This is a genomic window from Staphylococcus sp. T93 (assembly GCF_016743875.1).
GTDB lineage: Bacteria > Bacillota > Bacilli > Staphylococcales > Staphylococcaceae > Staphylococcus > Staphylococcus aureus.
The window spans coordinates 1,444,541-1,456,807 of the sequence record NZ_CP068247.1; the positions used below are offsets into that span (position 1 = coordinate 1,444,541).

General features: G+C 29.3%; 13 protein-coding genes and 1 pseudogene. 2 read left to right on the top strand and 12 right to left on the bottom strand.

What is annotated here, in order from left to right:
- Positions 1-32: 32 nt before the first annotated feature.
- The 7 genes from pmtD to JG553_RS07140 form a co-directional block, all read right to left on the bottom strand.
- Entirely contained in the window at positions 33-773 is a 741-nt protein-coding gene (pmtD, locus tag JG553_RS07110; RefSeq protein WP_001221651.1) for a phenol-soluble modulin export ABC transporter permease subunit PmtD, read from the bottom strand.
- A complete protein-coding gene (gene pmtC / locus JG553_RS07115; RefSeq protein WP_000763048.1) occupies positions 773-1,645 on the bottom strand; it encodes a phenol-soluble modulin export ABC transporter ATP-binding protein PmtC in 873 nt (290 codons plus the stop codon). Before pmtC ends, pmtD begins: the two co-directional genes overlap by 1 nt.
- A complete protein-coding gene (gene pmtB, locus JG553_RS07120) occupies positions 1,642-2,322 on the bottom strand; it encodes a phenol-soluble modulin export ABC transporter permease subunit PmtB (RefSeq protein ID WP_000645727.1) in 681 nt (226 codons plus the stop codon). Before pmtB ends, pmtC begins: the two co-directional genes overlap by 4 nt.
- Entirely contained in the window at positions 2,323-3,219 is an 897-nt protein-coding gene (gene pmtA, locus JG553_RS07125) for a phenol-soluble modulin export ABC transporter ATP-binding protein PmtA (protein ID WP_000991302.1), read from the bottom strand. It lies immediately after the preceding gene.
- A complete protein-coding gene (pmtR, locus tag JG553_RS07130) occupies positions 3,216-3,596 on the bottom strand; it encodes a PSM export ABC transporter transcriptional regulator PmtR (protein WP_000691584.1) in 381 nt (126 codons plus the stop codon). Before pmtR ends, pmtA begins: the two co-directional genes overlap by 4 nt.
- A 258-nt stretch (positions 3,597-3,854) precedes the next feature.
- Entirely contained in the window at positions 3,855-4,031 is a 177-nt protein-coding gene (locus JG553_RS07135) for an SE1626 family protein (protein WP_000681968.1), read from the bottom strand.
- 242 nt (positions 4,032-4,273) lie between these two features.
- On the bottom strand, positions 4,274-4,372 hold the full coding sequence (locus JG553_RS07140; RefSeq protein WP_000990056.1) for a Trp-rich small protein: 99 nt from the start codon (positions 4,370-4,372) through the stop codon (positions 4,274-4,276).
- Between the two features lie 199 nt (positions 4,373-4,571).
- Between JG553_RS07140 and JG553_RS07145 the strand changes: the two genes are divergently transcribed.
- The gene (locus JG553_RS07145) at positions 4,572-5,858 is read left to right on the top strand and encodes an aminotransferase class I/II-fold pyridoxal phosphate-dependent enzyme (RefSeq protein ID WP_001068542.1); all 1,287 of its coding nucleotides are present in this window, start codon (positions 4,572-4,574) and stop codon (positions 5,856-5,858) included.
- A 323-nt stretch (positions 5,859-6,181) separates the two neighbouring features.
- Here the strand turns inward: JG553_RS07145 and JG553_RS13375 are convergent, their stop codons facing one another.
- From JG553_RS13375 to eap, 3 genes and pseudogenes are all read right to left on the bottom strand, one after another.
- Positions 6,182-6,472, bottom strand: coding sequence for an MAP domain-containing protein (locus JG553_RS13375; protein ID WP_000671712.1), 291 nt, complete (start codon positions 6,470-6,472; stop codon positions 6,182-6,184).
- A 10-nt stretch (positions 6,473-6,482) separates the two neighbouring features.
- Positions 6,483-6,785: an MAP domain-containing protein gene (locus tag JG553_RS13420; protein ID WP_223200726.1), complete on the bottom strand. Its 303-nt coding sequence runs from the start codon at positions 6,783-6,785 to the stop codon at positions 6,483-6,485.
- 24 nt (positions 6,786-6,809) lie between these two features.
- Positions 6,810-8,237: pseudogene (gene eap, locus JG553_RS07155) on the bottom strand (extracellular adherence protein Eap/Map); the annotation flags it as partial.
- A gap of 388 nt (positions 8,238-8,625) precedes the next feature.
- Between eap and sph the strand changes: the two are divergent.
- Entirely contained in the window at positions 8,626-9,618 is a 993-nt protein-coding gene (gene sph, locus JG553_RS07160; protein WP_000239607.1) for a sphingomyelin phosphodiesterase, read from the top strand.
- Positions 9,619-9,855: 237 nt separating this feature from the next.
- Here sph and lukG read toward each other — a convergent pair whose 3' ends face one another.
- Both lukG and lukH read right to left on the bottom strand, forming a co-directional pair.
- Complete coding sequence (gene lukG, locus JG553_RS07165) at positions 9,856-10,872, bottom strand: bi-component leukocidin LukGH subunit G (RefSeq protein ID WP_000595324.1); 1,017 nt, start codon at positions 10,870-10,872, stop codon at positions 9,856-9,858.
- A 21-nt stretch (positions 10,873-10,893) separates the two neighbouring features.
- On the bottom strand, positions 10,894-11,949 hold the full coding sequence (gene lukH, locus JG553_RS07170; RefSeq protein ID WP_000791407.1) for a bi-component leukocidin LukGH subunit H: 1,056 nt from the start codon (positions 11,947-11,949) through the stop codon (positions 10,894-10,896).
- Positions 11,950-12,267 lie beyond the last annotated feature (318 nt).

Here is a 12,267-nt window from a genome sequence, read left to right on the forward strand (position 1 = left end):
ATTTAAAATTCCCAACCTCAAAATTATTTTTATTAAATGTCTTTTTTAGCGACATATAAGATATTCAAAATGAAGAATATCACTATAGAACCTAATGAAATTACCCATTGCCAATTGCTAAAATCAAAGTTAGAGCTAATCATTTTATCAGTTAAGTAAGCAAAAGGGATATAATCAAAAGCATCTAAAACTTTTTCACCGTATCTTGGGATAAATGTAATAAAAGGTTTAATAAACGGTACAATGAGTACTAAAAATACACCTAATGAAAATATCATTGCTGTTTTTTGTGATGCAAGTGTGATTAAGAATAAAAACAAGCCAAAGAATAGTAAAAAGATTAGGAAGAACCATAAATTATCTACATATTTAGAAAACGCCAAATTTTTTCCATTACTAGATGCCTGCACAACAATCAAAATCACATAATGAATTAATGCAAATAATATTGAAATTAAAATAATTGAAATTGTTTTCGAAATAATGTATCCAACGCGTGTTTTAACTTTACTCATATATAGTTGAATTGTACCTTGTGAAAAATCACGCGTAATTGTCTTAACAACAAACATTAATCCAATTATTAACAATAACCATTTTGCTGCAGCAAATACAGATCCATAGACAATAATATGTTTCGGGTTATCCATCGAATTTGCCATAAGTATACTTTGAGTTGCAATCAAACTAGATACGACTAGTATCGCTAAATATGTTAAAGGACTTTTAAATATACTATAAAAATCATACTTAACTAAATTTAAAATTCTCATTATTTATCACCTCTTTGATTTATATTGAAGTACGTATCACGCAATGAACTTTTACGTGTTTCAATATATTTCGGATAAATATCTAATTCAGATAATGCTTTTAGTATAACTTGATAATTTTTTTGTGCATTGATCATTAAATGTCCGTCTGCTTTGTCGACATTTTGTAATTGGAAATGCTCTGCAAGATATTTTTCAGTTCTATCAAAGTCTTTATGATCAACAGTAACTATCGTTGTGTCAGATGCAACACCTTCCTCCATGTTTACATCTTGAACAAAATGTCCGTCTCTTAAAAATACAGCTCTATCACAAATTAATTCAATATCTTCTAACTTATGACTTGATATTAGAATTCTCATATCAAGTTCATTTACTAAAGACTTAATTGTAGTCAGCACATCAATTGAGCCATCTGGATCCATACCATTTGTAGGCTCATCCAAGATTAAAAATTTAGGTTTATTCATTAAAGATACTGCAATTGCTAACTTTTGCTTCATCCCCATTGAATATTTCTTAACTTTCTTTTTAATATAAGGTCTCATACCAAATGCATCTATAATTTTGTCTGTGTATGCTTTATCAAAACCCTTACCTAATACTTGTGCAAATAATTTCAAGTTATACAATCCTGATTTATTATCATATAATTTAGGATGCTCAATTAAAAAACCGATATTATCTGCATTATCAATATCTACTTTTCCATCAAATTTAATAATATTACCATTCATTACTTTCATAACGGTTGTTTTACCAACACCGTTTTTTCCTATTAATCCGACAATTCTACTATCGCCAAAGTCAAAATCAATATCATTTAAAACGACATTTGAGCCGTATTTTTTTGTAATATGTTCTAATTTCATCGACTGCCTCCTTTAAATTTTCTAGTATTTATTTTATTGAGCTGTTTAAAATAATTAACAATAAGTATAACAATGCTTATAATTAGAAAACCAATATTTAAAATATATGAATATAAATCTGGGAATGATGATTGACTTAGAACAAAATAATTCACCAATACTATTGCAATTGAAAATAAAAATGGAACTAAAATGATAATAGTAAACACGTATATACCATATGGCACTTTGACTCTACGCAATTCTGTAAATTGACTAAATGCAATTGGTATAGACAAGAAGTTAGATATGACAAATGCATATGCAGTTGAAAAATAGATTGAATTTGGTTCAATCACATCTGCTTCATAAGCATATAAACTAATAACAAGCGTTCCAATTAATGTTAAAACAATGCATGTAATATAGTTGGCATTAAGCAATTGTTTTTTTGACACTGGTAAACTCATATAAAAATAATATGAATCATTACCACCTAATCTACGATTGAGTCTAAATAAGTGACCAGCATCTAAAATCCAAATAATCAATATTGTTGGACTTATAAAAGATTGCAATAAGTAAAAGAACTTTGTTGAGTCAAGCATTATATAAAAAGGATATAAGGTTAATAATAGAACATAGATGATAAGTGTATATCGTCGTAATTTAAAATTCCTAATTAACAATGCCTTCATTTAAAAACCTTCTTCCATCAATTTGATGTTTTCATGATATTTAGGTTTTCTCTTTTCAAGATAAACCATTAAGTTCTCAATAGAAGGTGTAGTGATATTCACTTTATGACCTAAAATTTCTTTAAATACTTGCGCATGTTCTGTTAATCCTATAAATCCCGTACGCTTATGTTCTTCATAAATAAGTAGAGATGCTAATTCATCATCAAGGTCCTCAATAGCACCACTCACAACTTGATATCTTTGTAACAGTTGTTCTTTTGAACCATTTAAGATAACTTCACCGTCACTTAAGTGAATGATATAATCAGCTATTTTTTCTAAATCTGAGATAATGTGTGTCGACATGAATATTGTTTTATTTTCATCAATTAATTCTTGCTGAATTATCTCCAATAGCTCATTTCTAGCTAAGGGATCGAGACCTGAAGTAGGCTCATCAAAAATATACAATTCAGCATGATGTGAAAATGCAACTGCTAGTGATAATTTCATTTTCATCCCAGTCGAAAATGTTTTTATTGATTTATTGATTGGTAAATCGAACTTTTCAAGATAAAATTCAAATACTTGATGGTCCCATTTACGATAAAAAGGGGCAATCATTTTTTCAAGTTGCTTCGTAGTCCATCTCTCATTAAAATAATTTTCAGAGTAAACAAACCCAATTCTATTCTTTAACTCTATCGGATTGAGAGCCATATCCTCTTCTAATACTCTAATAACACCAGTTTGTGGTTGATACAAATCCATAATTAACCTTATTATTGTGGTTTTACCAGCGCCATTTCTACCAATAAAACCAGTGACGAATCCTTGAGGAACTTTGAAAGAGATATTCTTTAAATTAAACTGATCACTTGAATAATTAACATTACTTAATTCTATGGCATTCATGATGATTCCTCCTCATAAATGAACGTTAAAATATCCTGCAGTTCCTCAAGTGACATTTCGATGGCTTGCGCTTCATTAACCAATTCTTTAACCAAATTTTCAATGGTAAAAAATTGTTTCTCTTTTAAAATAGAACTATCTTGCTCCTTAACAAAGGTCCCTTTTCCTCTAATTGTTGTAACAAAACCGTCTTTCTCTAAATCTTCATAAGCACGTTTGGTAGTAATCAAACTTACTTGAAGATCTTTGGCAAGTTCTCTCATTGACGGCAAATGCTCTCCAGGAGCAACATGTCCCTTTAAAATATTTTGTTTTACTTGTTGCTTAATCTGTTCATAAATCGGAAAATCACTATTGTTTTTTAAAATTATTTTCATCAACGTCCCCCTATCAACTTCTGTATATATACAATATACACAATATACACAGTTTTGTAAATATGCATGTCTCATTATCAACCAGTCTTCAGAAATAACACTGAGTATTGTATTACTAGCAGTTGAATAAAATGAAATGACACTACCATTTAATCTTGCATTGTCTACTTCAATAAAAAAGACTGCTAAAACGAATGTCTTTAATCTCTACGTGACAACCGTAGCGTCAACATAAACAATCGTTTTAAACAGTCAATTCTATTTACTATTTTTACGTCGATCATTACTTCTACTTATAAAAGCACAAATCATAAACATAATCGCTGCTAATAATAATTTTATACCTTGGCTTTCATGATTAGTTGCTTGTAAATAATAACCAATAATAAATAAAATAATTGCAAGTACTACAAATATTTTTGTTAGATGTTTCAATTTATTTCACCTCAACATCGACATTATAACAAATATAAATTTTTTTAATAAGTTATTGAATTTCAAAAGTTCAAGGTACTAATCACTTTCAACTAAAATAGCGCAACAAAACCATTCAATCAAAATGATTATTGATTGCGATATATTGTGTTCAATGATATTATTTAAGTGTATCCACAGAATTATACTACACAACCCCAAGTCTGGTACCAGCAGACTTGGGGTTATTTATGTGTGTAGGATCATTTTTTATTTTTCCATTTCAGTTCTAACCAAAGTCGAAAAATAATTAGTAAGCCACCTGTAATAAGTGTCATCATCCCTTCTTGCCACCACATCATTACACTACACCTCCGTTCGACTAAAGTATCATACTGAAGGATGACCTACACCTATTCTAACATAAAAACAGAACATATGTTCGTATTTTGGCAGCAGATTTTACATATTATTCGTTAATTCACCAACAACACTTTATCTTTGGTATAATTGAAGATAATATATAGGCATACAATTTTTTTAAAGAGAGGTTAAGCAATAATGAATCCTTTAGCCCAAAGCTTAAATGAACAACTTCAACAGTCAAATGCAACTGCCTTTACAATGTTATCTGACTTAGGTCAAAATATGTTTTATCCAAAAGGCATTTTATCTCAATCTGCTGAAGCAAAGAGTACAACATATAATGCAACTATAGGTATGGCGACAAACAAAGACGGAAAAATGTTTGCATCATCTTTAGATGCAATGTTTAATGATTTAACTCCAGATGAAATATTCCCTTATGCGCCACCACAAGGCATCGAAGAATTACGTGATTTATGGCAACAAAAAATGTTGCGTGACAATCCAGAGCTATCAATCGACAACATGTCACTACCAATTGTTACGAATGCATTAACACATGGTTTATCTTTAGTTGGCGATTTATTTGTAAATCAAGGTGACACTATCTTGTTACCAGAGCATAATTGGGGTAATTACAAACTTGTTTTCAATACGAGAAATGGTGCAAACCTTCAAACATATCCTATCTTTGATAAAGACGGGCATTATACTACTGATTCACTTGTAGAAGCTTTACAATCATACAATAAAGATAAAGTCATTATGATTTTAAATTATCCTAATAATCCGACAGGTTACACACCTACGCATAAAGAAGTGACTACCATCGTCGATGCAATTAAAGCATTAGCTGATAAAGGTACAAAAGTTATAGCTGTTGTGGATGACGCATACTATGGTTTATTCTATGAAGATGTGTATACTCAATCATTATTTACTGCATTATCTAATTTAAATTCAAATGCAATATTACCTGTTCGTTTAGATGGTGCAACAAAAGAATTTTTCGCATGGGGATTCCGTGTTGGGTTTATGACATTTGGAACGTCTGATCAAACAACTAAAGAAGTATTAGAAGCCAAAGTAAAAGGTCTTATACGAAGTAACATTTCTAGTGGACCTCTTCCAACACAAAGCGCTGTTAAGCATGTATTAAAAAATAATAAACAATTCGATAAAGAAATCGAACAAAATATTCAAACATTAAAAGAACGCTATGAAGTCACTAAGGAAGTTGTCTATGCTGATCAATATCATTCACATTGGCAAGCCTATGACTTTAACTCTGGATACTTTATGGCAATAAAAGTTCATGATGTTGACCCTGAAGAACTTCGTAAACATTTAATTGAAAAATATTCAATTGGTGTTATTGCACTTAATGCAACAGATATTCGTATTGCGTTTAGCTGTGTAGAAAAAGAAGATATCCCACATGTATTTGATTCAATTGCTAAAGCGATTGATGACTTAAGATAATTAATTTCAACCAATAATCTGATGAGTATGACTCGGATTATTGGTTTTTTATTTTTAAAATTATTCCTTCTTTCAAAGTATCATAAGATATATTTTATTCAGCAACTTGTCAAACACTATACCTAATTAGTTTTATACATCTCTCCTAACAAAATCAAAAAATCGGACAGATGAAAAGTAAAAAACTTTTTCTATCAGTCCGATTTATTATAGAACCAATTTATATAACTTTTGGCAAATCACTTCAAACATTCAAGCATCACATCTCTACAAATGTAAAAGGCACCCCACGATTGTGAGATGCCTTATTATAAAATTAAAGATTAGAATTTAAGTTCAATATCTACCTTTTTAATGTCAGTTGCTTTAAATACTCTTTCATCTTTATACTCAGTTTTTAAGTCTACATATTTTGACGAACCATTTTTAAAATACACTTTATACACTGCGCGTTCAGCAAGTCCTATGTCATGTTTAGTTATCCCTTGATCATTTGCCATTGCTGATTTAAGTTTTATACTTAAATCATTAATTGTAATTTTGCTTGCATTATAGAACACAAATTCATTTGAAACTATGTTTTCAAATTTATTTATTGTTACTGGGAATTTCACATTATTAGATTTATTTATTTTTTTTTGATTTAGTGTATTGTTTTACATCAATATCAATCTTTTTAATATCTTTGGCACTAAATAAATTAGGTGTAAAGATGTCTGATTTTAAATTCACTACTTGTTTCTTTCCATTTTTGAAATATACTGTATATTTTGCTTGTTTCGCAAATTTTAAGTCAAGATCACTGATGCCTCTTTCACTTTTTAATACAGATTTCACTTTGTCATTTAAATATTTGTAACTAATTAATTGTTTATTCGAAATTTTAAGTTTTGATAAAATTGGTGTTGATGTGCCATTTACTGCAATTGTATATGGTACATAGCTATCCGCTTTCGCTTTAGTTCCTGTTTTAACATCAATATCTATCTTTTTAATATCTTGAACATAAAGCAGATTCAGTTGGCTAATATTTGAATTTATGTTAATCACTTTTTTCGTTCCATTTTTAAAATGTACTGTGTAAGTTGCTTTTTTTGCATATTTTAATTCACGTTCCCCGATACCTCTATCATGCTTCAATACTGATTTAACTTTTTTAGAGATATCTTTGTAGCCTACACGTGGGTCACCTGTAAATTTTAAATCTGATAAAATTGGTGTTGATGTGCCATTTACTGCAATTGTGTATGGTACATATCTGTCTGCTTTCGCTTTAGTTCCTGTTTTAACAGTAATTTCAATTCTCTTAACATCTTTCGCATGAACTAAGTTTGCTGTGTAATTTTTTGAATTCAACTGTAAGATTCTTTTACCACCATTTTTAAAATAAACAGTATAATAAGCTTTCTTAGCATATTTTAAATCTTGTTCACTAATACCTCTATCATGCTTCAGTACTGATTTTATTTGACTAGTTAAATTTTTGTAATTTGTCCAAGGTTTATTTGAAAATGAAAGATTCGATAAAATGTTTGTAGATGTACCATTTAAATTAATTGAATATGGAACTTGATAGTTTCTTTTAGCTTTATTTTCGATATGTTTTTTTGTATCTACGTTAATATTGATACTTTTAATATCACTTGAATTTATTAAATTCGCTGTGTAAATACCTGATTTCAAATCGATAACTTTCTTCGTTCCATTTTTAAAATTAACTGTATATTTCGCTTGCTTCGATAATCTTAAATCAACATCGGTAATACCTCTATTTGATTCTAAAACTGATTTAACTTTATCCTCTAAATCTTTGTAACTAATATTTTGATTCTTATTAAATGTTAAGTTTGATAAAATATTTTGGCTTGTACCGTTCACAGTGATTGTGTATGGAACTTGGTAATTTGCTTTATCTTTCTTTTTATCTTCAACTTGCTTTTTAGTATCTACGTTAATATTAATAGCTTTAATTTCACTTGTATTAATTAAATCAGCTGTGTAAATACCTGCTTTCAAATCGATAACTTTCTTTGTTCCATTTTTAAAGTAAACAGTATATTTCGCTTGCTTCGATAGTCTTAAATCTATATCACTAATACCTCTGTCTGATTTTAAAACTGATTTAACTCTATCCTCTAAATCTTTATAACTAATATTTTGATTCTTATTAAATGTTAAGCTTGATAAAATATTTTGGCTTGTACCGTTCACAGTGATTGCATATGGAACATGGACTTTAGAATATCCATGGTGTAACGAACTTGATGATTTATCTAATGGCTTAGCTGCGGCAGACGCTTCATTATTATTAAAGTTTGCACCTGTTGATGCTAAAACACCTAATGCTAAAGTTGTTGTAATCAATGACTTAAATTTCATAAATTATCTCTCCTTTTTTGTGTAATTCGTATTTGCAACTTAATTATAGCCAGACTTTCTCTATTTTTTGAATTAACTGAATATTAATAATAAATTATCTTTAACAATAATTTTTTAACACTGTTAAAAGTTCTTTTAATTTTGATTAACTAATTAATTTACAATACCTAAAATGTTGTTTGGTTTTGTTTATACCAAGCTTCAAACTTAAATGTCATAACAACATTCATTTCTTAATTCCTATTAGATTTGTCGATTATATTTACAGCATCTTTATACTCAAAAAACATTTACTTAAAAATATAAATTCGATTTAATAATTAATTTAAATTTAGTTAATCAATTTTGCATCTATTTTGTTGTAAGCTATATAAAAGGAGTGATAATGATGGTGAAAAAAACAAAATCCAATTCACTAAAAAAAGTTGCAACACTTGCATTAGCAAATTTATTATTAGTTGGTGCACTTACTGACAATAGTGCCAAAGCCGAATCTAAGAAAGATGATACTGATTTGAAGTTAGTTAGTCATAACGTTTATATGTTATCGACCGTTTTGTATCCAAACTGGGGGCAATATAAACGCGCTGATTTAATCGGACAATCTTCTTATATTAAAAATAATGATGTCGTAATATTCAATGAAGCATTTGATAATGGTGCATCAGACAAATTATTAAGTAATGTGAAAAAAGAATATCCTTATCAAACACCTGTACTCGGCCGTTCTCAATCAGGGTGGGACAAAACTGAAGGTAGCTACTCATCAACTGTTGCAGAAGATGGTGGCGTAGCGATTGTAAGTAAATATCCTATTAAAGAAAAAATCCAGCATGTTTTCAAAAGCGGTTGTGGATTCGATAATGATAGCAACAAAGGCTTTGTTTATACAAAAATAGAGAAAAATGGTAAGAACGTTCACGTTATCGGTACACATACACAATCTGAAGATTCACGTTGTGGTGCTGGACATGATCGAAAAATTAGAGCTGAACAAATGAAAGAAATCAGTGATTTTGTTAAAAAGAAAAATATCCCTAAAGATGAAACGGTATATATAGGTGGCGACCTTAATGTCAATAAAGGCACTCCAGAGTTCAAAGATATGCTTAAAAACTTGAATGTAAATGATGTTCTATATGCAGGTCATAATAGCACATGGGACCCTCAATCAAATTCAATTGCGAAATATAATTACCCTAATGGTAAACCAGAACATTTAGACTATATATTTACAGATAAAGATCATAAACAACCAAAACAATTAGTCAATGAAGTTGTGACTGAAAAACCTAAGCCATGGGATGTATATGCGTTCCCATATTACTACGTTTACAATGATTTTTCAGATCATTACCCAATCAAAGCCTATAGTAAATAGTGCTCAACTAACTAATAACTTGCTTCGTTCTAAAAGGACGAAGCGAGTTATATTGTTAAAATTTGAATTGACTTACATTTTAATAAAATCATCTTAACAACTTTAATTTTTCATTAATACAAGTCTTTACTCTACACTCAAACAAGATTCATACACTGCACGTCATAATAAATCTATCTATTCAAATATAAATAAAAGTTACCTACTACATTCTATGTAGCAGGCAACTTTTATTACTTATTTCTTTTCATTATCATTAAGTACTTTTACAAACTTCACATTATGTGTCTTCCAATCAACTTCATATAATGCTGATAATTTTTCTTCTTTTTTATCTACATGGTTTTCACCAGACCAATAGCCCCAGAAACCATGGCGATTCCAATCTATTTTAAACTCATCCATTGATCTTTTATAATGAACAACAAATTGTGATTTACCTTTGTCTTTTTTATCATGTGACATAACAGCTAAAAATTCTGGATTAAACCCTTCAGACACAGTTACAGGCATTTTGTCTTTAGGTGTGAAATTATCTTTCGCCCATAAATTTCCATTTCGTGTTAAAGAAAAAATTTCACTTTTAGTTCTATTATCACTATCATTAGTTAATTGTCTCGTATGGTCATGTCCCATATTATTTATCAAATGTGCTTCTACTTTCCAACCTACACCTTTATGTGACGTAGATTGATCAAGTAATGTACGATATGATGGTTGTTGATAACTAATCGTCTCTGAATAATTACTCTCTTTTGTAATATTTCCAGTTAAGCCTCCACGATTAATCGAAAAATCTCCACCTGTTTTATAACCATACGTATATTTAACTTCTCTTGATTCATCCTGATTTTTTGGTGCAAAGTCAGTCACATTTGTATTGTTGTTGTCATCAACATTTTGAATTGAAACTGAATAAGATCCAGGCCATCTTAATGTACTATTCCAATAACCATTTGGGTCTAAAATTCTCAAACCACTACCAATTGTACCTTTTGCTTTAATAAATACTGTTTCTTTATCATAATTAGGTTCAGTTAAGAAATTAAATTGTAAGCTTTGAGTAATATTTTTTTGACTATCACTTGTTGTAGCTGTACGTGTATACATTTTAGTATCACCATCAAGATTCTTCTCAGAAACTTGTTTGATTTCAGAATTAATCTTTGCAAATGAAGTAGCTGGTAATACAGTGAAAGTAGTCGATAGTGCTAACGTACAAATTGTGATATTTTTACATAGTTGTTTAATCATTAGTAATCCGCCCTTTCAATATTATCCTTCTTTATAAGGTTTATTGTCATCAGAATATTTATCAACGACTTTAACTGTTTTATTTTTCCAATCAACTTCATAAGTGACAATTAATCTTTGACCATCTTTATTTTTTTCTAAAATTGGAGGTGCATAATGTATTCCAGGTCTGTTTTTCAAAATATCTTGATTTCGTGTGTATGTTACTTCAAATTGCGTTTTCTCATTTGACTTTTCATTAGATAAATAAGTTAAAAATTCTGGATTAAAGCCACTTCTTACTAATGCTGGGTATCTATATTTTGAAGCAAAGCTTAGTTCAGGGTTTTCTACAGTAGCAATTCTCGTATTTCTATAGAATAATAATTCATCATTTCTATTTTTCACTTCTCCACCATACTTCAAGTCATTCGCAATAACTGACCAGTGTACATGCCAGTTATTATTTTTACCGCTGGCAATTGTGTCATAATTTTGCTGATTATAACTAATCGTTTTGGAGTAGCTATTTGATGAAGTTCGTCCAATACCTTTTGTTGAATCGAATTTACCACCTGAGCTATATGAAAATGTACTGTCTACTTTTGCAGTTGAAATTTTATTTTTCGGCAATTGGTCTAATATTTCAGTTTTACGATTTCTTTTTACTTGAAAATCTACATGGTACTCACTTGGATACTTTAACCAATTTGAATTTTTTTCTTCTTTATGAGATTCAAACTTTAAATTTGAATGAATTGAGCCTTGTTTTTTAACAAGTAATACATTCTTGTCATAAGTTGGATCATCGATAAAGTCGAATTGTAAATTTTGGAGTATATTTGTTTTCTCATCATATACTGTTTCAGTTCGTTTTGTGATTTTACCGTTTTTCCCAATATCATCCGGTGCTGTTGAATTTTTATCTTTATTAGTAACATTACGTTTGTCTTTTTGTTGAGACTTATCAACATGTTCTTTCTTATTTTGGTCTTGAGAGTCTTTATGAGCTGAATTTGCTTGAGTCGTTGCTGCTGATAACAATAAAATTGCACATGATAATGATGACGCTATTAAAACACGTTTTTTATTTTTCATTGTTATAACCTTCTTTCGTATGATTGATATTTGTTGATATGTATCGACATGTGAATAATATCACAAAAACAGAGAATATATATTTAACTATTTATTAAATGATTTTGTTAATATTATTAAATACTTTATCCTCTTTAAAAATAATGTGTGTACAAAGTCATTAATTTAGCAAATATTTTTATTTAGTAGTTAATAACCATCGATTTGAAATTTATATATAATTATTAGCTAAATAATATCCTGCATCTTTCTCATACAATTTACTATAAAATTAAGCATATCCGATATCAGCGTTAATAAGATCGTTGATACTAGACA

Excerpts from the sequence above, each read along its gene's own strand:
- pmtC (WP_000763048.1), bottom strand. The coding sequence starts at position 1,645 with ATGAAATTAGAACATATTACAAAAAAATACGGCTCAAATGTCGTTTTA.
- pmtD (WP_001221651.1), bottom strand. The coding sequence starts at position 773 with ATGAGAATTTTAAATTTAGTTAAGTATGATTTTTATAGTATATTTAAA.
- JG553_RS07140 (WP_000990056.1), bottom strand. The coding sequence starts at position 4,372 with ATGATGTGGTGGCAAGAAGGGATGATGACACTTATTACAGGTGGCTTA.
- JG553_RS07145 (WP_001068542.1), top strand. The coding sequence starts at position 4,572 with ATGAATCCTTTAGCCCAAAGCTTAAATGAACAACTTCAACAGTCAAAT.
- pmtA (WP_000991302.1), bottom strand. The coding sequence starts at position 3,219 with ATGAATGCCATAGAATTAAGTAATGTTAATTATTCAAGTGATCAGTTT.
- pmtB (WP_000645727.1), bottom strand. The coding sequence starts at position 2,322 with ATGAAGGCATTGTTAATTAGGAATTTTAAATTACGACGATATACACTT.
- lukG (WP_000595324.1), bottom strand. The coding sequence starts at position 10,872 with ATGATTAAACAACTATGTAAAAATATCACAATTTGTACGTTAGCACTA.
- lukH (WP_000791407.1), bottom strand. The coding sequence starts at position 11,949 with ATGAAAAATAAAAAACGTGTTTTAATAGCGTCATCATTATCATGTGCA.
- sph (WP_000239607.1), top strand. The coding sequence starts at position 8,626 with ATGGTGAAAAAAACAAAATCCAATTCACTAAAAAAAGTTGCAACACTT.
- pmtR (WP_000691584.1), bottom strand. The coding sequence starts at position 3,596 with ATGAAAATAATTTTAAAAAACAATAGTGATTTTCCGATTTATGAACAG.